General features: G+C 65.6%; 18 protein-coding genes. 9 read left to right on the top strand and 9 right to left on the bottom strand.

What is annotated here, in order from left to right; all coding sequences use genetic code 11:
• Positions 1-20: 20 nt before the first annotated feature.
• Both NA5_RS32955 and NA5_RS32950 read left to right on the top strand, forming a co-directional pair.
• The gene (locus NA5_RS32955) at positions 21-737 is read left to right on the top strand and encodes a response regulator transcription factor (protein ID WP_062992981.1); all 717 of its coding nucleotides are present in this window, start codon (positions 21-23) and stop codon (positions 735-737) included.
• Positions 738-744: 7 nt separating this feature from the next.
• Entirely contained in the window at positions 745-2,112 is a 1,368-nt protein-coding gene (locus NA5_RS32950) for a sensor histidine kinase (protein WP_084484619.1), read from the top strand.
• A gap of 45 nt (positions 2,113-2,157) precedes the next feature.
• Here the strand turns inward: NA5_RS32950 and NA5_RS32945 are convergent, their stop codons facing one another.
• From NA5_RS32945 to NA5_RS32930, 4 genes are all read right to left on the bottom strand, one after another.
• Positions 2,158-3,330 (bottom strand): YhgE/Pip domain-containing protein, encoded by a 1,173-nt coding sequence (locus NA5_RS32945; protein ID WP_062992934.1) that lies wholly within the window; start codon positions 3,328-3,330, stop codon positions 2,158-2,160.
• Between the two features lie 63 nt (positions 3,331-3,393).
• A complete protein-coding gene (locus tag NA5_RS32940; protein ID WP_062992933.1) occupies positions 3,394-5,226 on the bottom strand; it encodes an ATP-binding cassette domain-containing protein in 1,833 nt (610 codons plus the stop codon).
• Between the two features lie 29 nt (positions 5,227-5,255).
• Positions 5,256-6,437: a type III polyketide synthase gene (locus NA5_RS32935; protein WP_371856477.1), complete on the bottom strand. Its 1,182-nt coding sequence runs from the start codon at positions 6,435-6,437 to the stop codon at positions 5,256-5,258.
• Positions 6,438-6,526: 89 nt separating this feature from the next.
• Positions 6,527-7,999: a cytochrome b5 domain-containing protein gene (locus NA5_RS32930; RefSeq protein WP_084484618.1), complete on the bottom strand. Its 1,473-nt coding sequence runs from the start codon at positions 7,997-7,999 to the stop codon at positions 6,527-6,529.
• A 431-nt stretch (positions 8,000-8,430) separates the two neighbouring features.
• Here NA5_RS32930 and NA5_RS32925 point away from each other — a divergent pair, with 431 nt between their 5' ends.
• Positions 8,431-9,261, top strand: a complete 831-nt coding sequence (locus tag NA5_RS32925) for an LppX_LprAFG lipoprotein (protein WP_063813740.1) — start codon at positions 8,431-8,433, stop codon at positions 9,259-9,261.
• Positions 9,262-9,469: 208 nt separating this feature from the next.
• On the opposite strand, the gene NA5_RS32920 is transcribed toward NA5_RS32925, so the two are convergent.
• The 4 genes from NA5_RS32920 to pdxH all read right to left on the bottom strand — a co-directional run bounded on the left by NA5_RS32920 (position 9,470) and on the right by pdxH (position 13,457).
• Positions 9,470-9,832: an FKBP-type peptidyl-prolyl cis-trans isomerase gene (locus tag NA5_RS32920; protein ID WP_062992930.1), complete on the bottom strand. Its 363-nt coding sequence runs from the start codon at positions 9,830-9,832 to the stop codon at positions 9,470-9,472.
• 42 nt (positions 9,833-9,874) lie between these two features.
• Entirely contained in the window at positions 9,875-11,179 is a 1,305-nt protein-coding gene (locus NA5_RS32915) for a citrate synthase (RefSeq protein WP_084484617.1), read from the bottom strand.
• 156 nt (positions 11,180-11,335) lie between these two features.
• Positions 11,336-12,619 (bottom strand): MFS transporter, encoded by a 1,284-nt coding sequence (locus NA5_RS32910; RefSeq protein WP_084484616.1) that lies wholly within the window; start codon positions 12,617-12,619, stop codon positions 11,336-11,338.
• Positions 12,620-12,716: 97 nt separating this feature from the next.
• On the bottom strand, positions 12,717-13,457 hold the full coding sequence (pdxH, locus tag NA5_RS32905; protein WP_084484615.1) for a pyridoxamine 5'-phosphate oxidase: 741 nt from the start codon (positions 13,455-13,457) through the stop codon (positions 12,717-12,719).
• 155 nt (positions 13,458-13,612) lie between these two features.
• On the opposite strand from pdxH, the gene NA5_RS32900 reads away from it, so the two are divergent.
• The 4 genes from NA5_RS32900 to NA5_RS32885 all read left to right on the top strand — a co-directional run bounded on the left by NA5_RS32900 (position 13,613) and on the right by NA5_RS32885 (position 19,626).
• Positions 13,613-14,761, top strand: coding sequence for a citrate synthase 2 (locus tag NA5_RS32900; RefSeq protein WP_062992929.1), 1,149 nt, complete (start codon positions 13,613-13,615; stop codon positions 14,759-14,761).
• Positions 14,762-15,166: 405 nt separating this feature from the next.
• Positions 15,167-16,027: a polysaccharide deacetylase family protein gene (locus NA5_RS32895; RefSeq protein WP_062992975.1), complete on the top strand. Its 861-nt coding sequence runs from the start codon at positions 15,167-15,169 to the stop codon at positions 16,025-16,027.
• Positions 16,028-16,312: 285 nt separating this feature from the next.
• On the top strand, positions 16,313-19,039 hold the full coding sequence (locus NA5_RS32890; protein WP_062992928.1) for a HAMP domain-containing sensor histidine kinase: 2,727 nt from the start codon (positions 16,313-16,315) through the stop codon (positions 19,037-19,039).
• A complete protein-coding gene (locus tag NA5_RS32885; RefSeq protein WP_062992927.1) occupies positions 19,036-19,626 on the top strand; it encodes a GTP-binding protein in 591 nt (196 codons plus the stop codon). Before NA5_RS32890 ends, NA5_RS32885 begins: the two co-directional genes overlap by 4 nt.
• Before the next feature lie 32 nt (positions 19,627-19,658).
• Here NA5_RS32885 and NA5_RS32880 read toward each other — a convergent pair whose 3' ends face one another.
• Positions 19,659-20,303: a hypothetical protein gene (locus NA5_RS32880; protein WP_062992926.1), complete on the bottom strand. Its 645-nt coding sequence runs from the start codon at positions 20,301-20,303 to the stop codon at positions 19,659-19,661.
• 64 nt (positions 20,304-20,367) lie between these two features.
• On the opposite strand from NA5_RS32880, the gene serC reads away from it, so the two are divergent.
• A complete protein-coding gene (gene serC / locus NA5_RS32875; protein ID WP_062992925.1) occupies positions 20,368-21,492 on the top strand; it encodes a phosphoserine transaminase in 1,125 nt (374 codons plus the stop codon).
• 369 nt (positions 21,493-21,861) lie between these two features.
• A partial coding sequence (gene sepH, locus NA5_RS32870; protein WP_157110773.1) for a septation protein SepH occupies positions 21,862-22,515 on the top strand: 654 nt, incomplete at its 3' end.

The raw sequence follows: 22,515 nt of genomic DNA, 5'->3' as shown, positions 1-22,515 counted from the left end.
GATCCGGGGAGGCGGGGACAATGAGTGATGTGACCGAGCGGAGCGCGAACCCGACCGTCCTTGTCGTCGACGATGACGAGGACGTGCTCGCGTCGGTCGAGCGCGGCCTGCGCCTGTCCGGCTTCCAGGTGCGGGTCGCCCGCGACGGCGCCGAGGCACTGCGCAGCGTGACCGAGCGGGCGCCCGACGCCGTGGTGCTCGATATGAATATGCCGGTGCTCGACGGCGCGGGCGTGGTGACCGCGCTTCGGGCCTTGGGCAATGAAGTCCCGATCTGCGTGCTCAGCGCCCGCGCCTCGGTCGACGACCGGATCTCCGGACTGGAGTCCGGTGCCGACGACTACCTGACCAAACCGTTCGTCCTGGCCGAATTGGTGGCCAGAATAAAGGCGCTGCTGCGCCGCCGCTCGGACGCACCGGCCCCCGCCACGCCGGGCGCGATCACGGTCGGGCCGCTGCAGGTCGATGTCGCCGGATACCGCGCACTGCTCAACGGCCGCGAAATCGAGCTCACCAAGCGCGAATTCGAGTTGCTGTCCACGCTGGCCCGCAATGCGGGCGTGGTGCTGAGCCGCGAGCGGCTACTGGAATTGGTGTGGGGCTACGACTTCGCCGCCGACACCAATGTGGTCGATGTCTTCGTCGGCTACCTGCGGCGCAAGCTGGAGGTCGAGGGCACGCCGCGGCTGCTGCACACGGTCCGTGGCGTCGGATTCGTGCTGCGAGCACCCAAGTGAGTCGGCGATGACGCCGCAGTTGCCCGGAAAACGGCGGCGACGCACCTTCTCCCTGCGTACCCGGGTGGCCGGTGCGGCCGCGGTCGGCGCGATCATCATCGTCACGATCATCGGCGTGCTCTCGTCCCGGGCCATCGAGCGCAACAACCTGGCCCAGACCGATCAGCAGTTGGCCATCGCGTCGCGATTGGTGCTCATCGATTCGGTATTGGCCGTCGGGGTGCTCGGACTGGTCGGTCCGACCTACGACATGGCGGTGACGGTCCGCGACAACAACACCATCGTGGCGAGCACACCGATCCGCCTGCCCGAACAGCCGATCGGATCGCATACCGTCACCGTGAACGGCACTCCGTTCCGCGTGCTCACCACCACCGAGAACCAACCGGCGGGACGTGTTGTCTCCCTTGGCATTCCGTCCACCGAAGCGGCGCGCACAACCGCCGAGCAACAGCGCTGGGTACTCGCCGGAGCCGGACTGGCGATCGCCACCGCCGCCGCACTCGGCTGGTTGCTCGCGGGCCGCGCCGTGCGCCCGATCGTCGATCTCACCCGACAGGTCGGCACACGCAGCGGCTACCGAGATCCAGACAATCCACAACCACCGGTCGACGGTTCCGGGGTTCGGGAGGCGGAAAAACTCGCCGAAGCCGTGAACACCCTGCTGCAACGGGTGGATCAGGCACAAACCGAAACCGCCGCCGCCTTGGAGACCGCACGCGATTTCGCGGCCGTCTCCGCCCACGAACTGCGCACTCCCCTCACCGCCATGCGCACCGACCTGGAGGTGCTGCGCACCCTCGACCTGGATGAGGCCCAACGCGCCGAAATCCTCGCCGACCTGCAACGCAGTCAGGGCCGCGTGGAAACCACCTTGGCCGCGCTGGAACGTCTCGCCTCGGGCGACCTGACCCACGAACGCGATCACGTCGACACCGACGTCGGCGACCTGTGCGACCAAGCCGCGCACGACGCCATGCGCCACTTCCCCGGCGTAACCGTCCGCATCGATACCGACGCCGAACTGATCACCCGCGGCCTGCCCGCCGGACTGCGCTTAGCCATCGACAACGCCCTGGCCAACTCCGTCAAACACGGCGGCGCCACCGAGGCCGTCGTCTCCGCACACCGAATCCCCAACGGCCACATATTGATAACCGTCGACGACAACGGCCGCGGCATCCCCATCGACGAACGCAGCGCCGTCTTCGAACGCTTCTTCCGCGGCAGCCAAGCCAGCAAAGGCGGCTCCGGACTAGGCCTCGCCTTGGTCGCCCAACAGGCGCAATTGCACGGCGGCCGAGCCTATTTCGATGACAGTCCGCTCGGCGGCGTGCGCTTGGTACTCGACCTTCCGGAACGTCGGACCATCTGACCCGAAAGAGCCACTGCGGCCTACGGTTCCCATCATTTCAGGCAATCAGTTGCGGACCACCTCGACGGGGTCGGTGAGCGCAAGTGCCAGCGCCGACTGCTGGGCGCTGCTGCGCTGCGGCAGCGCGGCGACGGCCTTATCGGTCTGGGTGCTGAGGTTGGTCACGATCTGCTGGAGTTGCGTGACGCCACTGGTGAGTTGGCTGATGGCGCTGACCAATTGAGCGCCGCCCTGATCGGCCAATTGCGGCAGGCCCTCGGCGAGTTTCGCGCCCTCGGCCAATTGCGCACTGGCACCGGTCAATCGGTCCACAACCGTGCGCAAGAGCGTGCCGAGGTCGGTGCTCGGGTCGACCGCGCTGCCGACCAGTTCGCCCAGATTGTTCAGCTGTGATCCGGCCTGGCCCGAAACATTTCGCAGCCCTTCGAGTTTCGCGATGATATCGGCGACCTGGGGATCGCCGGCGAACGGCAGCCCACGCATCAGCGGCAGGATCTGATCCAGACCGCCGCGCACTGCATCCGCGGTCTGCTGCACCTGTCCGATCGTGACACCGGTCGAATCCAATGCCGAGGCAAGTTGATTCGCCTGTGCGGCGGCACCGGAGACGGTCGAGTTCAGCAGTGTGATGGCCGAAGTCAATTGTGCCGAGCCCTCTTTGGCGTAGGCCAAGAAGCCGAGCAGCTGATCCGCACCCGAGCGGAACTGATCGGCACCGGCGGCCGCGGCACTCACCCCGGCGTTGAGCAGTTGGGCGGTGAACTGCACCGAGGTCATCTGGGTACGAGCCTGCGCGACCGCGGCCAAGGCCGCATCGACACCGACCGCGCCGACCCGGTGCGTCACCGTATTCACCGCGCCGTTCACCACATTCGCGTCCGCGCCCTTATGTGTATCCACCGTCACCTTGGCACGTTTCGGCTGCGCACTAGCCAGCGTGCCCATGGATTCGCTCAGATCGGCGGGCAGGGTGATCACCGCCGCGTAGTCGTGCGCATCGAGTTCACCCGGCTTGCCGATGGTCCACTCGTAACCGCCGCCGTCCTGCTGCAGACCCTGCGCGATGCGGGCACCGGTCGGCCCGGTATCGGCATTCACCAATGCGATACCGCCGGGTGAGCTGGATGATCTCGAGCAAGCGGTGACGGCGCCACCGAGCGCCCCGGCAATGACAACGGCAACGGCGAGCAAGGCCCAGCGGGCGCGATTTCCAGCCACATCTGCCGACCCTAGAACCCCGAATTGGCCGAACTCTGAGAGTTCGATAAGAGCCGCGGATGATCAGGCGAGTTCGGCGCCGGTGGGCTCTTCGGTCCGCGCCTCGACGACCCGGCCGAAATCGAGTTTGACCAACTGGTCCGCGTGGTGGAAGTAGCGATCGTCGTGGGTGATCACGATGACGGTCTTCCCGCGCTGTTTGAGCTCGGTGAGGATTTCCTGATAGAAGACGTCGCGGAACTTGGGCTCCTGGTCGGCGGCCCACTCGTCGAAGACATAGATCTGCCGATCCTCGAGCAGGGCGGTCAACAGCGCGAGCCGTTTACGTTGGCCCTGCGACAGATCAATGGTGGACAACCGTCCGTCCCGCACCGTCACCTTGTGCGCGATCTGCAACTCCTCGAGATAGCGGCGCACCTCACCGTCGAGGCCTGGCCGATCGAAGCCCAGGTAGTCCTCGAACAGGTGGAAGTCGGTGAAGATCGCCGAGGAGTTCTGCCGGAACCACTCGATATTCTCGTGGTCGATCGGCTCGCCGTTGAGCGACAGCGTGCCGGTCTGCGGCACGTACAGTCCCGTGATCAGCTTGGCCAGTGTGGATTTGCCGCTGCCGTTACCGCCGACGATGAAGGTGATCTGGCCGGGTTCGAAGACCAGATCCAGGGGGCCGAGCCGGAATCCGGAATCGTCGCTGCTCGCCTCCGGTGGCGGGCCGAGCGGCATCGGCCGATTGTCGTGTCCGCCATGGTCGACGAACCGATGGCCGTTGACATCCGGTAGTGGCCCGCCGGGACGTGGACCCCGACCGGGTGGATGCGCGCCACCTCGCGGCCCACGGGGACCGGGGCCCCCCGGACCCGGCGGGAACGGCGGTGGCGGCTCCATCCGGTAGCTGTAGGTGACATTCGTCAGCTCCAGCCGCGCCGCGTCCACGGCGGGACGGTCCGTGAACGGCAACCGCTCCTCATCGTGCATGGTCGCCATGGACAGATTCATCGCGCGGATCTTCGCCAGCGCCACATCACCGCGCAGCAGATCCGGGATGCGGTGCATGAAGTTCTGCATCGGCATCGCCAGGAACGTCGTCACCAGGACATACCCGACCATCACATCGCGGGACAGATCAAGCGGCGCGACCAGTACAAATAGGATCAGCGCCATGGTGCCCAACTGCAGCGCCTGCCCGAATCCCTGTGCCACCGAGAATTTGGATCCGGCGTCGATATTCTGCGCACGCAGCGTCGCGGCCGAACCGAGCAGATGCCGCTGCATGAAATCGCGGCGTCGCCCCCGATGCAGCTTCAACTCTTTGATGCCGAGTGTCACGGCCTGGTAGGACCGCAACAGTGCGTCCTCGTTCTCCCGCGCCTCGCGGTAAATATGGCGCACCCGCTTGAGAATCAGCTCGACACAGCCGATCCCGAGCAGGGTGCCCGCCACGGTCACCGCGAACAGCGGACCCGACACCACCAATAGGAAGACGAAGCAACCGACGATGGTGGCCACGTCGATGCAGATGCTCGGAATGGCCGTCACCGCCTGCGAGAGCGAGCGCACATCCTCGGTCAGCGTGGCCATCAGGCGGTGCATGCCGAGCCGTTCCAGATGCTCGAGCGGCGCCGAAACGATCCCGGCACTCAGATCCGCGCGCAGCCGGTAGATCGCCTCTTGGGCAAGGCGAATCAACAGCACCTGCGACACCACGCCACTGACCAGAATGACCAGCCCCGTGAGGGCGAAGCTCTGGATATCGACGTGCGGATGCGGTTCCGGTGACACCACACCCCTGATGAGTGTCACCAGATAGGTATTGGCGGCACCGCAGATGAGGCCCGCGGCAATGACGGCCGCGATCCGCATCCAGGAGATCGAGATGAGGAATCGGATGAGTTGCATGGTTGCTGCGCTCCTGAGGCCGGTGCCTATTACCGGCGAATGATGTCGAAGATCATGCCTTCGAGGGTGACCCCCGGGGCGAAGGAGAACGCCACACCGGTCGAGATCGGCTTCGCCGTTTCCTGCCGAATCATTCGTTCCAACACGAAAATCAGCGACACGCTCAGCATATTGCCGAACTCGGCCAGCACATCCCAGCTCAACGCCGCCCGCTCCGGCGCGATCCCGAGCGAATGCACCGACTCTTCGATGATCTTCGGCCCACCCGGGTGGATCGCCCACAGATCGACATCGGACTTCTGCAATCCATTGCGGCCCAAGGCCTCGGTGACCACGGGATCGACCCCGGTGTAGATGTACTGGGGCAGATTCTCCGAGAGCTCGCAGGTGATGCCGTTCTGATTGACACCGAGCACGATGCCGTCCTCGGCACCGTCGAAAAGCCGGCTGAAGCTGTCCCGGATCACCACCTTGCCCGGCGCCAGTGGCTGCTGGACCTGACCGGCGCCGATGACCACAGCACCGCAGCCGTCGCCGAACAGACTGTGGATGATCACATCGTTGATGTTGTCGTCGAATACGGCGTTCACCGAGCTCAGCTCGATGCAGACCACCATCGCCTTCTTATCCGGATGCGCCCGAACATAATCCACGGCGGTCCGGATGCCGTTCATCGCGGCCGCGCAGCCCATGAAATTCACCACCACCCGCCCGACCGACGGCGACAGGCCGAGCTGCTTCACCACCGCGACATCCACCCCCGGCGCGATGAAACCGGTGCTCGTCACGAAGACCAGCAAGCCGATCTCGGCCGCCGCGTCGTCGATACCGGCGAGAGCACGGCCCGCGACATCGACGGCCAGCGGCACAGCATGGCGGTAGAAGAGATTCATCCGGTCCCGGATCGTGCCGCGTTCCCGGCCGAACCGCAGGAATTCGGGATCGAGCGGATCGACCACCAGGCGGCGGCTGTCGATCTTCGTCTTCTGGTAGATCCGCGAAATCCGCTCCCGCTGCCGCGGATCGGTGAACAGCTCGGCCACCCGATCGGCCGCACCTGCCTGGTCGACAAGCTGAGTCGGCGCACCGGTCGCGATGCTCTCGATCACCCCGACCGTGGTCGGCGGCGCGGGCGGCAGCCCGTGCTGCACGAGGCCGTGGCCGTGCTCGTCCCCCTGACGAGCCGCCGACGTTCCCTCATCGATAGTGATTGACACGAAATTCTCCCCGTTCTTGTGAAAAATGGTGATCGGCGCCGCAGTCGACCAGCGGTTCGATCGGTCGATCTGGCGGAAAAGGCTCAGACCGTGCCGATTCCGGTGAATCCCTGCACGGTGTAGACCGCACAGGTTTTCAGTGCCCCGGGCGAGCAGTGCTCGCGGATGAAGCCCCAATTCCGTTCCTCGGCTTCGCGCGAGGGCGACAAAAGGTAGGTGCGGCAGAGCTTCGGGAACCGATCGGTGAAGAAACTCTTGGCCGGGAGCCACTCGACACCGAATTTCGCGGACTCCTCGCGCAATACGTCTTCGGTAGCGATATTGGCGAAACCACTGCGCTGGAACGGCAGGACATGATGGACGCGATGCGAACTCAAACCGGCCGCGAGAAAGCAGTCGATATAACGATTTCCGATCACCTTGAGGTCGTAGGCCTGCTCCACCTGATTGACGGCCCAGTCCTCGGTATCGGCGGCGGGTAGTTCCTCGGCCTCCACCTCGAAATCATGGCTCGCGACGACCAGGAAGGTACTGATCCACAGCGTCACCACGAATTGCAGTGCCCAGGCCCAGAAGTCGCCCGCCAGCGTGAAAACCACCAACTCGCCGAGCAATAGCGCACGCACCCCGAAAGAACCGATGAAGTGCGGCAGCGCACCACCCCAGGTGCCGTACATATCTTTGATGCCGACTTTGCGGGTGAGGCGGCAGACATCGAGGAGTCGAATCGTCATGCCGGTCACCGTGTGCCCGAATTTGTGCAGGGTGTGAATCGGCACCCGATACAACCGGGGCACCCGCATCATCATGGTGAAGACATTCTTCTTGATGTCGACTTCACTCTGGGTATGTGGGTGGTGCAGCAGGGCGTGTCCGTCCGCGGTGACGAAAGCCAGTGCGACGTAATTGAAATCGAAGGTATTCGTATAGATCTTGTTCATGCCCTTTTGCGCGCGATGGATCGCGTAGTGGCCGAATCCGGCCAGCGAGCTGCGCAGCAGCACCATCAGGACGACGAAGACGGGCAGCGGCATCCAGCTGCGCTCGAACAGGCGCAGACCCTGGACCGCGAAGTACGCGACGGCCAGCACGGCGACCACGATGTCGAAGATCGTGTCCATGCGCCGCAGTCGCGCGGCCAGCTCCGGTTCTTTCAGCCGCGCCTTGACCTTGTGCAGCAGATCGTCTTTATTGTCGAACCGGTACTTCGGGGTGTCCTGCCAGCTGTCGAAACCCTCTTTGAACAGGAAGTCGGGCGCGTTGGCCTTCGGATGAATATCCTCTGGTAATGCGTTGCGCCCCACCGCATAACGCTCGAGCATTCGTCCGATTCGCTCGGGATCGCGGTGATAGGAGCCGATGATCGAGGTGATATCGCGATTTTTCGTTCGTCCGATGAAGAACTCGCCGCCCGGATGTTTGGAGATCCAGTCGCTCAGATCGTAGGCTTTTCCGTTGTAAACCCACACATTCGACAGTTGCGGGCCACCACCAGGAGGCGGGCCGGGCGGTCTACGGAAGTCCCGCTCCTCCGCTTCCGGCTGGCTGTTCGTCATCGCATTCCTCCGTGTCTGATCCGCGGTTCGGTGGCCGTTGTCGACCCCGGGGTTATGGCGTGTATCGCGGACAGGCGCGGGGGCGCTTCATCCGGCGAACCGGATGTCCCCCCGAAGTCACACACACTGCCTGAGCCTTCGTGACAGCATCGTGCTTGCAGCGCCTTACATCTCACTAAACAATCCCTTAACCCGGTAACTTTCGCGTCGGATTCCCCCCGATCTCTGCGAGAAGACCGAACCAAGGGTAACGTCAGCCCCCGTAGCATGCGCGATTCGGTGGAGGTCGCCTTCCCACTGCCGGGTCGAGTTGGCGTGGGGGACAGGCTAATCTGGCGGGCGAAATGCTGCACTACACCGGGCGGCAGCACCAGCTGTCCCCGTTAACCACCCGGTCGTACCCGACCTCGCACTCTTCTGGGGGCAGAACATTGAGTGATCTGACAGCGCGAGCACGCACCTCGCACCGAATCCGACTTCGCCGACCGGGTCTCGTGCCCGCCGTTGTCGCGGCGTCGATGTTCGCTGCACTGGTGACTGGCTGCGACTCCAGCTCCGACTCGAAGACCACCTCGTCCGCGCCGCCGTCGGGTCAGCTGCCCGATGCCGCGCAGATCGTGCAGGAGTCAGCAAGGACCACTCAGACCTTGCAGGCCGTGCACCTGAATCTGAAGGTGGACAACCTCACCACTCTCCCGGTTGAGAGCGTCTCGGCCGATGTGACCAACCAGCCGCAGGGCGCCGGTCAGGCGATCGGCGAGGCGAAGGTCCGGACCAAGCCCGAGGCCGACTTCATCCAGGCCAAGTTCCTGGTCGTCGACAAGGAAATGTACGCGCAGACCGGTGGCTCCTCCGCCTACGCCAAAATCGGTCCGGCGGAACAGATCTACGATCCGGGCGTCATCCTCGACAAGGACAAGGGTCTGGCCAACCTGATCGCTCAGGTGAAGAACCCCAAGGTGGAGGGCCGCGAGAAGGTCGACGGCACCGACACCGTGAAGGTGACCGGAACCATCGACTCCACGGTCATCGACCCCATCGTGCCCAAGTCGGGTGACCCGGCCGGCACGTTCCCGATCACCCTGTGGATCGCGGATGTCGCCCCGCCGTCGGGTGGGGCATCGGCCCTGCCGTCCACGGCCGCCTCGCCCGGCAACGGCCCGAACCTGGTTCAGGCTGTCGTCACCCGCGATCCGGGCACCATCAAGGTGACCCTGTCGAACTGGGGTAAGCCGGTCAAGGTCACCGCACCGCCGAAGTAGGACACAGATACCGCGAACCGGTCCGAGAATGCGTGACGGTAGCAGCACCCGTCACCCGCACTCCCTGACCGGTTTTCGCGTTTCCGGATCGGACGAGAATGTATTGGTGGAGGGGCACTCTCGACGTTTGCCGCCACTGATACCTTCCCGGCTGAGACGACTGCGGCCCATGCTCTACGAGAGCACGGGCCGCAGTTGGGTTTTCAGGTCAGTTGACGACGCTGAGCAGGTCGATCACGAAGACCAGGGTTTTGCCGGAGAGGCGGTGGCCGGAACCGGCGGGGCCGTAGGCGAGTTGCGGCGGGATGGTCAGCTGGCGGCGGCCGCCGACTTTCATGCCGGGGATGCCGTCCTGCCAGCCCTGGATCAGGTTGCGCAGCGGGAAGGTGATGGATTCGCCACGGTTCCAGGAAGAGTCGAATTCCTCGCCGGAGTCGAATTCCACGCCGACATAGTGCACCTCGACGGTGCCGCCGGGCACGGCCTCGGCGCCCTCGCCCTCGACGATGTCCTTGATAACCAGCTCGGTGGGCGCTGAGCCCGCCTGGAATTCGATCTCCGGCTTAGTCATTCGGCTATCCCCTCTGATAGGTGATGATGTTGCGGACAGAAATCAACGGCCAGCGATGTCGTGGTAATCGCGGTGACCGTAACCGGTGTAGATCTGGCGCGGACGGCCGATCTTCAAAGGCTCACTGTGCATTTCCCGCCAGTGCGCGATCCAGCCCGGCAGCCGACCCATCGCGAACAGCACGGTGAACATGCGGGTCGGGAAGCCCATGGCCTTGTAGATGACACCGGTGTAGAAGTCGACGTTCGGGTACAGCTGGCGCGAGATGAAGTACTCGTCGGTGAGCGCGGCCTCTTCCAGAGACTTTGCGATATCGAACAATTCGTCGTCGCCGCCCAGCTTGGACAGGATCGCGTCGGCATGCTTCTTGGCGATCGAGGCACGCGGGTCGTAGTTGCGGTAGACGCGGTGTCCGAAGCCCATGAGCTTCACACCGTCTTCCTTGTTCTTGACCTTGCGGATGAATTCCTTGACGTTGCCGCCCTCGGCCTTGATGCCGTCCAGCATTTCCAGCACGGCCTGGTTGGCGCCGCCGTGCAGCGGGCCCCACAGCGCGTTGATACCGCCGGAGACGGAGGTGAACAGGTTGGCGTCGGAGGAACCGACCAGGCGCACGGTCGAGGTGGAGCAGTTCTGCTCGTGGTCGGCGTGCAGGATCAGCAGCATGTCGAGTGCGGCGGCGATCTCCGGGTCGACCTCATAGGGCTCGGCCGGGAAGCCGAAGGTCATCCGCAGGAAGTTCTCCACCAGGCTCAGCGAGTTGTCCGGGTAGAGGAAGGGCTGGCCGACCGACTTCTTGTACGAGTAGGCCGCGATGGTGGGCAGCTTCGCCAGTAGTCGGATGGTCGACAGCTCGACCTGTTCGGGGTCCTTCGGGTCCAGCGAATCCTGGTAGTACGCCGAAAGCGCGTTCACCGCGGAGGACAGCACCGGCATCGGGTGCGCGTTGCGCGGGAAGCCGTCGAAGAACCGCTTGAGGTCCTCGTGCAGCAGAGTGTGGCGGCGGATCCGGTCGGTGAACTCGTCCAGCTGCGCCTGGGTCGGCAGCTCGCCGTAGATCAGCAGGTAGCTGACCTCGATGAAGGTCGAGGACTCGGCGAGTTGGTCGATCGGGTAGCCGCGGTAGCGCAGGATGCCCGCTTCGCCGTCGATGTAGGTGATCGCCGACTTGGTCGGCGCGGTGTTCATGAAGCCGGGGTCGTAGGTCACATACCCGGTGCTGGCCAGCATTTTGCCGAGGTCGATGCCGTCATTGCCCTCTTTGGCTTGGGCGATCGTCATGGCATATTCGCCGCCGGGGTAGCTCAGAACCGGCTTGGCGTCGTTGATGTGGTCTTTTTCGGGCACGGAAGGATCCCTCTCAGGCTAGGACCGTCGGCATCGGAGTGCGGTCGGCACGGCGGTGCTCTCACGTAGACGCTAGTCGCTACTCGCGCGGCCCGAGAACGAGGGTGCCCACCGGCCGACCTCACAAACAACTACGTCCCGAGTGAGGTTTACTACTCATCCGGACACTGGCACCGAGTGCCTTCTGGCGACTCTATAGCGCACAAAGGCCGGGAACACGAGCGCAGCCAGCAACACCCCGATAACGACCAACACACCGCCGCCCGCCGCTGCGACCGCGGTACCCAGGCTCGCCGCGGCAAAACCGTGGGCAACATCACCGATGCGCGGGCCGCCCGCGACGATCACAATGAACACCCCTTGCAGGCGCCCGCGCATCTCGTCGGTGGTGACCGTCTGCAGCATGGCGATGCGCAGCGCCGCCGAAACCATGTCGACCGCGCCGCCGAAGGCCGAGCAGCCCAACGCGATCCACAGTCCGGGCCCGATGCCGAGGCCGTGCCCGGTCCAGCCGACGGCGACCCCGAAGCCGACCATGGCCAGCCCCCAGAGCGCGATGCAGACCACCACCGCGAGACCCTGGCGGCGCACATGCGAGATCCAACCGGAGAAAACCCCGCCAAGCACCGCGCCGACCGACATGGCAGCGAACAGCAGGCCGAGCGCGACGCCGCCGCCCGCCGGATCACCGAAGGTCTCGTGCGCGATCTGCGGATAGAGGGCGCGCGGCATGCCGAAGACCATCGCGATCACATCGACCACGAAGGAGGCGAGCAGGATGCGCTGCGTGGCCAGATAGGCGAAACCGTCCAGGACCGTGCGGAATCCGGCCTTGCGCGCGGTTCCGGTCGGTGCGATGGCGGGCAGCCGCCACACCGCCCAGATGGTGGCGAGCAGCGCGATCGCATCGATCAGATACAGGGTGGACAGGCCGACCACGGGAATCAGCACACCCGCGAGCACCGGTCCGGCAATGGCACCGGTCTGCTGCACGGTCATGCTCAGCGCACTGGCGGCGGCCAGATGTTCGGTGGGCAGCAACCGCGGAATGGCGGCGCTGCGGGTCGGCTGATTCACCGCGAACAGCGCCTGTTGCACGGCGAACAGTCCGAGCACGATCCAAACGTTGTCGAGTCCGATCGCGGCCTGCACCCAGAACCCGAGTGCGGTCACCCCGGTGCCGCAGTTGGTGATGAGCATGAGTTTGCGCCGGTCCATCACATCGGCGAGCGCACCGCCCCACAGACCGAACACAATCAGCGGGACCAGGCCGAACAGACCGGCCAGACCGACATAGCCGGAGCTGCCGGTGATTTCGAAAATCTGCTGCGGGACGGCCACCACAGCCAACTGCGAACCGATGACGGTGACGATGTTGCTGGTCCACAACCGTCGGAACTCGGGATAGCGCAGCGGGGTGGTGTCGGCGAGCAGTTTCACCGACCGCAGCGTAATGAGTCGGTCAGCAGCCCAACAAGGTTGGGGTTCGCCGATTCGGCATCGCGGGGCGATTCGATGAGGGGTGACAGGTGAGCTTCTAGGGTTGTAGTCGGTCGACACTCATGGTGTCGCCGCTGATCCGCACCCGGATCCGGTTGTGCAGCCGACCCCGGCGCCCCTGCCAGAACTCCACCTCGTCGGGACGGATCAGATACCCGCCCCAGTGCGGCGGCACCGGGATCTCGTCCACATCGGCGAAGCGTGCGGTGGTCTCGGCCAGGGTGCGATCGAGTTCGGCGCGCGAGGCGATCGGCCGGGACTGGCGCGAGGCCCAGGCGCCCAACTGCGAATCGCGCGGCCGGGAGCGCCAGTAGACGGCGGTCGTCTCGGCGGAAACCAGCTCGACCGGCCCGCGCACGTGAACCTGTCGGCCCAATGCTGGCCAGACGAATGTCGCGGCGGCGAAGGGCACGCCGGCCAGCTGGTTGCCCTTTGCCGAGTCGTAATTCGTGTAAAAAGTCACACCTTCCGGCGAGAGGCCTTTACACAGCACCGTCCTGGCGACCGGACGCGGCCCCGACTCGGTGAGTGCGACGGTCGCGACCACCATCGCATTGGGCTCGGCGATGCCGACCGCGGTGGCCTGTTCGATCCAATGCCGAAGCAGCGGCTCCCAGCCGCCGGCCAGCCAGGTTTCGTCCAGATCGGTGTCCTCACCGCTGCCGAATGGCATGCCGCCGTAGTCGACCCGCATGGCGGCCAAATCGGTCGCCGGGAAAAGAACCCGATCGTTTGCGGCCATTTCCTGACCGAGAGATGAATTGTCCAGGTCACGCATGGGCCAGACGTTACTCCGCGGTAGCAGGGAGCTAAGGTTTTGTTGATCGGCATGTGCTCGGCGAGCCACACCCCTCATCGACGAGAACAGGCCTTTTCCAGCGACCCGCAAACAGTCGCTGAGGAACGAACCGAAGTGCAAGGGAGAGTCACAGAATGACTACCAGCCATGCGGTGCCCAGCGGGCAAACCGCCGTACCCCCTGATTTCGTCAGCGGTCTGGAAGGCGTGGTGGCATTCACCACCGATATCGCCGAACCGGATAAGGACGGCGGCGCGCTGCGCTATCGCGGCGTCGACATCCAGGACCTGGTCGGCTCGCGGGTGACCTTCGGCGACGTATGGGCACTACTGGTAGACGGCGAATTCGGTCGTGGCCTGCCGCCCGCCGAGCCGTTCCCGCTGCCGGTGCACACCGGTGACGTGCGCGTCGACGTGCAGGCCGGACTCGCCATGCTCGCCCCGATCTGGGGCTACCAGCCGCTGCTCGATATCGATGACGAGACCGCCAGGGAGAATCTGGCGCGCGCCTCTGTGATGGCGCTGTCCTATGTCGCGCAGTCCGCACGTGGCATCTACCAGCCCGCCGTGCCGCAGAAGAAGATCGACGAGTGCACCACGGTGACCGAGCGGTTCATGACCCGCTGGAAGGGCGACCCGGACCCGCGGCACACCGAGGCCATCGACGCCTACTGGGTTTCCGCGGCCGAGCACGGCATGAACGCCTCCACCTTCACCGCCCGGGTGATCGCCTCGACCGGCGCCGATGTCGCGGCGGCGCTGTCCGGCGCGATCGGCGCGATGTCGGGTCCGCTGCACGGCGGCGCGCCCGCGCGCGTGCTTCCGATGATCGAGGCCGTCGAAAAGTCCGGTGACGCACGCGCTTTGGTCAAGGGCATCCTGGACCGCAAGGAAAAGCTGATGGGGTTCGGCCACCGGGTCTACCGGGCCGAGGACCCGCGTGCCCGGGTACTGCGCGCCACCGCGCAGCGCCTGAACGCCCCGCGCTTCGAGGTCGCCGCAGCGCTGGAGCAGGCCGCGCTCGCCGAACTGCGCGAGCGTCGTCCGGACCGCGCCATCGAGACCAATGTCGAATTCTGGGCTGCGGTCATCCTGGACTTCGCCGAGGTCCCCGCGCACATGATGCCCGCGATGTTCACCTGTGGCCGCACCGCCGGTTGGTGTGCGCACATCCTGGAGCAGAAGCAGCTGGGCAAGCTGGTCCGCCCGGCCGCCATCTACACCGGCCCCGGCCCGCGCCAGCCGCAGGACGTCACCGGCTGGTCTGCCGTCGCGCACGCGTAGCTGTATCTTTGCCGCGCCTCGGCGCGGCGTGTTCGCGGCCCCCTGGTGTCTCGCGTCCGAGCCGTCGAGACTCGCGACTTCGTCGCATGCGCTTCGACGACTCGGCTGTGTCAATGGCCGCGCCTTCGCGCGGACGCGAGACGGGCCGCGAACGGGTCACTCGTAAGACTGGCTCCGTTGGGTTTGCCGATGACGGGACGCTCGGCACTTGGTGCACGGTTACTGGGTTGTCGAGTCCAGGCCTGCGACTTCGGCGACTCGGACGCGAGACGGGCCGCCGAACGGGTCACTCGTAAGACTCGCTCCGTTGGTGTGGAGTGAGTGAGCAAACTCGCTGTCGACATTCCGCGTAGCATCTCGGGGGACGCTGTGAGAGAGAGTTAACGGGGAATGCTGGATAGGAATGTGTCGCGGCGGCGGCTGATCGGGTTCGGGGCCGCGGCGGCGGCTTTTGTCGCTGGTTGCAGTACCGATAAGGGCAATACGACTGGCGCGCAACCGAGAACGACCACCGCCGCGAATGCCGTTGACGTGCAGGCCATTCCGAAATCCCCGGTGCAGCAGGCGCCCGCGGCGAACTCCCCCGCGGCGGTGGCCGCCCGGCACGCGGGTGCGCAGCCGACCAAGTGGGGCATGGTGATGGACGGCATCACCAGCACTTTCGCGGCGACCGGCAAACAGATGGCGGTCACCTTCGATGCGTGCGGCGGCCCCGGCAATAACGATATCGATGAGACATTGCTGAATCTGCTGATCTCCCAGCAGATTCCGGCCACGCTCTTCCTCAATAAACGCTGGATCGATGCGAATCCCGGTCGCGCCGCCCAATTGGCCGCCAATCCGCTGTTCGAGCTGGCCAATCACGGTGTGGCACATAAGCCGCTCTCGGTGAACGGCCGGGCCGCCTACGAAATCCCTGGCACCGGCTCACCGCAGGAGGCCGTCGACGAGGTGTGGGCGAATCACCAGCGGCTGACCACACTGCTCGGCAAACCGCCGCGGTTTTTCCGCGCGGGTACCGCGCATTACGACGATGTCGCGGTCGCGATCGTCAACGAATTGGGTGAGCGGCCGGTCGGTTTCAGCATCAATGCCGACTATGGCGCCACCGCGAGCGCGGCGCAGGTGCAGAATGCGATGAAAGCCGCCGCGCCCGGCGCCATCTCGCTGGCGCATATGCACCGACCGAATTCCGGAACGGCCGCCGGGATGACGGCGGCGCTGCCCGCGCTGCGATCTGCGGGGTTCACCTTTGTCCATCTCTGAGTACCGTTGCCGCCCGTAGTCGGGCTCGGCACACCATCGTGCCGGTGAGCCGCGGGGTGCAATTATTACGGTATGGCGTGCACGCCCCTGGGATCGCGCCAATAACGCGCAACCCGCGGCGGCGAGCCAGTATGGTACCGGTGCTGACCGGTGTCCCGATGTCAGCCGACCGCCTGCCGGTCGCTCGAAAAAACAAAGGTGAGACGGATTGCGGCCGTGCACCGGGCATTTCGCCAGCGCGAGGTGACCGGATCGGCGCGATCCGAGCGGAAGGCGGTATGTAGGGTGGCGCAGGGAATCTTCGCGCACACTCGATGGCGGAATCTCGAGCAATGGCGAGTCCGCTGGAAAGTCGGCGCGGCCGTTGCACTTCCGCTGGCCGCGGCCATTCTGCTCGGCGGTCTGCGCCTGACGGTCTTCTTCGGCGATTACTCCGAATACAACAGTGCGGCCGACCGCATCTCCGATATTCCGGCGATCACCGCGCTCGAATCGGCGGCCTCGACCGTCGCCGGTGGGCAGGTCTACGGCACCACCACCGACCAGGACCTGGTCGAATTGTCAACGGCTATTACCGAAGCCACGGTGCGCGCGGGCCGCAAGGGCATTGATGCGACGGTCGCCAGGGCGCTGCGGCAGATGACCGCGACCAGCGAGGTCATCCGCTCCGGCGGGAAGGGCGGCGGCGATCCGGTGAAGGCCATCGAGCTCAACAACGCGATCGTCGCCGATGCCATCGGCACCGTGGACAAATTGCTCACCCCGATCGGCGTCGGCTCGGTCGTGGCCGCGAAGGCGCAGCTCTCCGATGTGCTGGCGGGCAAGGTCGAGGGCTTCAACTGGCTGATGGCAGCCATGTCGGCGATCCAACAGCCGTCTCAGGCCGAGAGTTTTCATACCGAGCAGGGACGCATCCTGGCCATGGGCGATGCGATCGAACGGGTAATGCCCGCGGCCAAGCCCGACCTCGATCGGGTGGTGCGGCCGAATAACGCCGTGCTCAAGGACATGATCGAGGTCGCGATGCGCACGCACGTCGTCGACTTGGTTGAGTTGCGGCGGCTGGCCATCGAATCCCGCGATGTCTTCACCGGATTGACGCGCCAGATCGTGCAGGGCGTCATCCATGATGTCGACGACAAGGTCGCCGAGGCCCGATCCGCGGCCGTGCAGGCCTCCCTGGTCGTGCTCGGGACCGTGATCGCGGCACTCGCGCTCGCACTGTGGGTCGCGCACTCGCTGCTACAGCCACTGCGCAGGCTGCGGGCAGGCGCCAACGAACTCGCCGAGAAGGATCTGCCGAGCGAGGTCGAGCGGATCATGCGCGGCGCTCAACTCGAGGACATCGAGGTGAAACCGGTGCCGGTGCACACCGGTGAGGAGATCGGCGAAATCGCCCGCACCGTGGACGGTTTGCACACCCAGGCGCTCAAACTCGCCGCACAGCAGCAACTGCTGCGCGATCAGGTCAACGACATGTTCGAGACCATGGCGCGGCGCAACCAGACCCTGGTGGATCGCCAGCTCAGCATGATCGAGGCGCTGGAATTCGAGGAGAAGGATCCCGAGCGGCTCGGCCACCTGTTCCGACTCGACCACCTGGCCGCGCGCATGCGGCGCAATAGCGCCAATCTGCTGGTGCTGGCCGGAACACGGTCGCGGCACGATCGATCCGGACCGGTCGAGGTGCGCGATATTCTGCGCGCCGCGGTCTCCGAGGTCGAGGACTATCAGCGGGTCAAATCCGGTGCCACACCGGACGGTTGGGTCGCGGGCATCGCGGCCACCGATGTGGTGCATCTGATCGCGGAGATGCTGGAGAACGCGCTGCGGGCCTCACCGCCCGATAGCGATGTCACCTTCGCCTACAGCCGCACCTCCGAGGGCGGCCTGCTCATCGAGGTCGTCGATGAGGGCATCGGCATCGTGGCGAACGAACTGAACGAGATCAACCAGCGGTTGGCGACGCCGACCGCGGCCACCGTCGCGACGACGCGGCAGATGGGCATGTTCGTGGTCGGCAAACTAGCCGAGCGACACGGCATCACGGTTCGGCTGCGCCGGACGCACGATCGTGCGCTCAGTCCGGGAATCACCGCGAGCCTGCACATTCCGCCCGCGCTGATCGAGGTGCCGTCGCAGGATTCGGATGATCCGGCGACGCTGAAGCCGGTGATTCCGGTGCACCGGGACACGCTCGGTACCAAGGCGACGGCCGAGGCGGGCGCGGGTGTCGCCAAGGCGGGCGCGGGGATTGCCGAGACCGCGACCAAGACGGTCACGCCTGCTGCCAAGGCCGAACCCGCGGCGCGGCGGATCGGTGCCCCGCCGTCGGCGGCGCCCAAGCCTGCGGAACCGGAACCCGACGCCCCCGCGGCGCCGCCGGTGATCACCAGTTATGGTCTGCCGAAACGAGTTCCGGGAGTCAATCGCAAGGGCCGTCGCAAGGCGGGCGGGGCCGCCGCGAAGCCGGCCAGCACCACCGCGGCCGCTGGCGCGCCTGCCCCGTCCGCTAGCGTGGCCGATTCGGGTCCCCCGACCGGTCCGCAGGAGCGGGTGGCCAAGACCACCTCGTTCTTCCAAACCGAAGACGGGGATTCGGCGGAGTCCGTCGAATCCACTTCGAACGGATCGGCGCAGCCCACCGAGGGGGAAGCGGCGACGCCGATTTTCGCGGGCATGATGTCGGCGTGGTTGGCTGATCCGACTACAGGGGAGCTACCGATTTTGACCAATTGGCATTCGGCGGCGGATGAAGGCTGGTCCGCGGCGCAGCGGGCGGCGGATGTCACGATCACGGAAAGGACAACGTCCGGGCTACCGAAACGAGATCCAGGGAATCAGTTGGTGCCGGGAGGGGCCGAATCGGGGTCGGCGGCAACGGAATCTGCGGCGAGCACGCGCCGCGACCCGGAAGCGATCCGCACAGGATTGAACCGGTATCAGCGGGGGGTACGTGACGGAAGAGCCACTGGTAAGTTGAAACCCCTTGCAGCCGAGGATGTTCGATGACCGCACCTGAACAAGCACCACCCGAGACCACATCCCGCGCGGTCTCGGCGAAAATCGTGATAGCCGGGGAGATGGGGGTCGGCAAAACCACCCTGGTCGGCGCGGTTTCGGATATCGTTCCGCTGAAAACCGAAGCCCTGATGACCGATCTGAGCTCCGAAATCGACGACACCTCGGCGGTCCCGGATAAGACCACCACCACGGTGGCGATGGATTTCGGCCGGATCACCCTGAACGACGATCTGGTGCTGTACCTGTTCGGCACACCTGGCCAGCACCGGTTCTGGTTCATGTGGGACGACCTCAGCCTCGGCGCGATCGGCGCGATCCTACTGGTCGACACCCGGCGGGTGGACGAAAGTTTCGCGGCGGTCGACTATTTCGAGGAACTCGGCCTACCGTTCCTGGTCGCGGTCAACGAATTCGAAGGCGCCCCCAGGTTTCCCGAGGAGGCCATCCGCGATGCCCTCTCGCTATCCGACGATGTTCCGGTGATGATGATCGACGCCAGGGATCGAGAATCCGCCAAGACCGCGCTCATCGCACTGACCGGACATGCGCTGGCCCGGGTGAAGGCCAAGAGTTAGCGAAACGGCGGCTCGATCATCGAGCCGCCTCGCTAGTCGTCGTCGAGGGAAGCGAGCCAATCGACCGCGACGGATTCGCCGTGGTCGACTGTGAAGAAGGCCACCTCGAGGTGTTGGCCCAGATCGACGAGGCCGATCGCGGCCAGCGGTACCGGTTGGATCAGTCGCACCCGCCACGGTTTCGCCTCGTCCCAGGCGCGCAGTTCTAGGTCCAGCCGCAGCACCGGGTCATCGCGACCGGCGTAGTCGGCGGCGACCGGTGCGGCGGCGAGCACGGTGGCATCGGCACGGCGACCGTCGGCGAGGATCTTCGAAATGCTCGCCCGGCCGGTCTCGGCGATATCGGGCACGTAGAGCACCAGGCGGTCGCGATCACCCGGATCGACCCGGCAGCCGACCACATCACCGGGCTGCATCCACTCCAGGTCATCCGGCCGCATCCGCTGCCGCACCCGGGTCTCGTATGGCAGCGCGCCTTCGACCTGCACTCGAACCCAGAAAACGTGTCCGGGTTCGCTGCGCCGCGGCCGCGCACCGAGGATGGTCGCCGAGCCCATCACGCCGTGAATGAGCAATTCGCGCCGCTGCGAATCCGAAAGCGCCCCCGCGCGCAGTCCGAAATTCCGCGGCCCCCTGCTACGCGCTCGCCACCCCGAGTTAGCCGACGCAAGGTCCATGGGCGACTACGTTAGCTGGAGTGTGGTCAGTGTCACAGCATTACCACCGTCTACCCTGTTGGCCATGACCGCTGAGTTCCCGACCATTCCCGACGATCTCAAGCCCGCCGACGGACGGTTCGGCTGTGGCCCCTCCAAGGTGCGCCCGGAGCAGTTGCAGTCTCTGGTCTCCGTCGGCGCCTCGGTGTTCGGAACCAGTCACCGGCAGAAGCCGGTCAAGGATGTGGTCGCGCGCGTGCGCAGCGGCCTGCGTGAACTTTTCGCACTGCCCGAGGGCTACGAAGTGGTGCTCGGCAACGGCGGCACCACGGCGTTCTGGGATGCCGCCGCCTTCGGCCTGATCCGCGAGCGTTCGCTGCACCTGACCAATGGCGAGTTCAGCTCGAAGTTCGCCGCCGTGGCCAAGGGCAACCCGTTCATCGGCGATCCGATCGTGGTCTCGGCAGAGCCGGGCAGTGCGCCCGAGCCGGTTTCGGACCCGTCGGCCGACCTCATCGGCTGGGCGCACAACGAAACCTCCACCGGTGTTTCGATCCCGGTGCAGCGTCCGGCCGGTTCGGAGAACGCGCTGATCGCCATCGACGCCACCTCGGGCGCGGGCGGTCTGCCGGTCAACATCACCGACGCCGATGTGTACTACTTCGCACCGCAGAAGTGCTTCGCCTCCGACGGTGGCCTGTGGGTCGCGCTGATGAGCCCGGCCGCGCTGGCCCGGGTCGAGGAGATCAAGGCCTCGGGTCGCTGGACGCCGGACTTCCTTTCGCTGCCGATCGCGATCGACAACAGCACCAAGAACCAGACCTACAACACCCCCGCACTCGGCACCCTGCTGCTGTTCGCCGACCAGATCGAGTGGATCAACGGCAACGGCGGGTTGGACTGGGCGGTCAAGCGGACGCTGGATTCCTCGTCGCGGCTGTACTCCTGGGCCGAGTCGAGCTCCTTCGCCACCCCGTACGTCGCGGATCCGGCGCACCGCTCGCAGGTCGTCGGCACCATCGACTTCGCCGACTCGGTCGATGCGGCCGCCGTCGCCAAGGTGCTGCGCGCCAATGGAATCGTGGACACCGAGCCCTACCGCAAGCTCGGCCGCAACCAGCTGCGCGTCGGCATGTTCCCCGCCATCGACCCCGAGGATGTTTCGCAGCTGACGCGTAGCATCGACTGGGTTGTCGAGAAACTCGGCTGACAAACCACTCGGCTCAAACCACCATGGCCCAACCAACGGGCCGCGAACACTTAACTCGACGCAAGTGACCCGCACCACCGACCACCACGGAGCGAGTCTTACGAGCGACCGTTCGCGGCCCGTCTCGCGTCCGAGTCGTCGAAGCGCATGCGACGAAGTCGCGAGTCTCGACGGCTCGGACGCGAGACACCAGGGGGCCGCGAACACGCCGCGGCCACGCGGCCAAAAATACGAATAGAGCAGATTAGCGGGGCGCGGAGGGTCTTTCACAGATTTCCGCCCCGCGTGTCTTGCCTCGAGATCCTCAGTAGTGCACTACTGTTTCGGAAAGTGGGCGGTGTCGCGAGCCGACGCGATAAGGAGGTAACGGTGCGTGAACTTCGAGTGATCGGGGTGACGCCCGACTCCACGCACATCGTGTGCATCGACACCGAGACCGGCACCAAGTACCGGCTGCCCGCCGACGACAAGCTTCGAGCCGCAGCACGCGGAGACCTTGCCCGATTCGGCCAGATTGAGATCGAGATGGAAGCAACTATGCGTCCCCGCGATATTCAAGCTCGTATCCGTGCCGGGGCATCCGTTGAACAGGTCACCGAAGAATCCGGTATGCCGCTGAGTCGCGTGGAGCGATTCGCCTACCCGGTGCTGCTGGAGCGGGCCCGCGCCGCCGAACTCGCGCAGAAGGCGCATCCGGTGCGCGCCGACGGTCCGGCCGTGGAAACCCTGATCGATATCGTCACCGCCGCGTTCACCGAGCGCGGGCACACACTCGAGAACGCCGAATGGGATGCCTGGAAGGACGAAAAGGGCTTCTGGGTCGCGCAATTGCAATGGCAGAACGGCCGTTCCGAGATCGCGGCGCATTGGCGCTACCAGCCCGACGCGCACGGCGGCTCGGTTTCCCCGCTCGACGATCCGGCCTCGGATCTGATCGATCCCGACTTCGGCCGGGCGCTACGCGGCCTCGCGACCATCCTGCCGCCGCAGGCGGAGATCGAGGCGCCCCCGGCACCCGAACCG

The organism is Nocardia anaemiae NBRC 100462 (genome assembly GCF_001612725.1).
GTDB lineage: Bacteria > Actinomycetota > Actinomycetes > Mycobacteriales > Mycobacteriaceae > Nocardia > Nocardia anaemiae.
Note: the sequence above shows the minus strand (reverse complement) of the source record. Positions and strands in the feature narration are given on the sequence as shown.

What these genes read in the sequence shown, in the direction of transcription:
- NA5_RS32955 (WP_062992981.1), top strand. Translation starts at nt 21, where the DNA reads ATGAGTGATGTGACCGAGCGGAGCGCGAACCCGACCGTCCTTGTCGTC.
- NA5_RS32950 (WP_084484619.1), top strand. Translation starts at nt 745, where the DNA reads ATGACGCCGCAGTTGCCCGGAAAACGGCGGCGACGCACCTTCTCCCTG.
- NA5_RS32940 (WP_062992933.1), bottom strand. Translation starts at nt 5,226, where the DNA reads ATGCAACTCATCCGATTCCTCATCTCGATCTCCTGGATGCGGATCGCG.
- NA5_RS32930 (WP_084484618.1), bottom strand. Translation starts at nt 7,999, where the DNA reads ATGACGAACAGCCAGCCGGAAGCGGAGGAGCGGGACTTCCGTAGACCG.
- NA5_RS32920 (WP_062992930.1), bottom strand. Translation starts at nt 9,832, where the DNA reads ATGACTAAGCCGGAGATCGAATTCCAGGCGGGCTCAGCGCCCACCGAG.
- pdxH (WP_084484615.1), bottom strand. Translation starts at nt 13,457, where the DNA reads ATGCGTGACCTGGACAATTCATCTCTCGGTCAGGAAATGGCCGCAAAC.
- NA5_RS32900 (WP_062992929.1), top strand. Translation starts at nt 13,613, where the DNA reads ATGACTACCAGCCATGCGGTGCCCAGCGGGCAAACCGCCGTACCCCCT.
- NA5_RS32885 (WP_062992927.1), top strand. Translation starts at nt 19,036, where the DNA reads ATGACCGCACCTGAACAAGCACCACCCGAGACCACATCCCGCGCGGTC.
- NA5_RS32880 (WP_062992926.1), bottom strand. Translation starts at nt 20,303, where the DNA reads ATGGACCTTGCGTCGGCTAACTCGGGGTGGCGAGCGCGTAGCAGGGGG.
- serC (WP_062992925.1), top strand. Translation starts at nt 20,368, where the DNA reads ATGACCGCTGAGTTCCCGACCATTCCCGACGATCTCAAGCCCGCCGAC.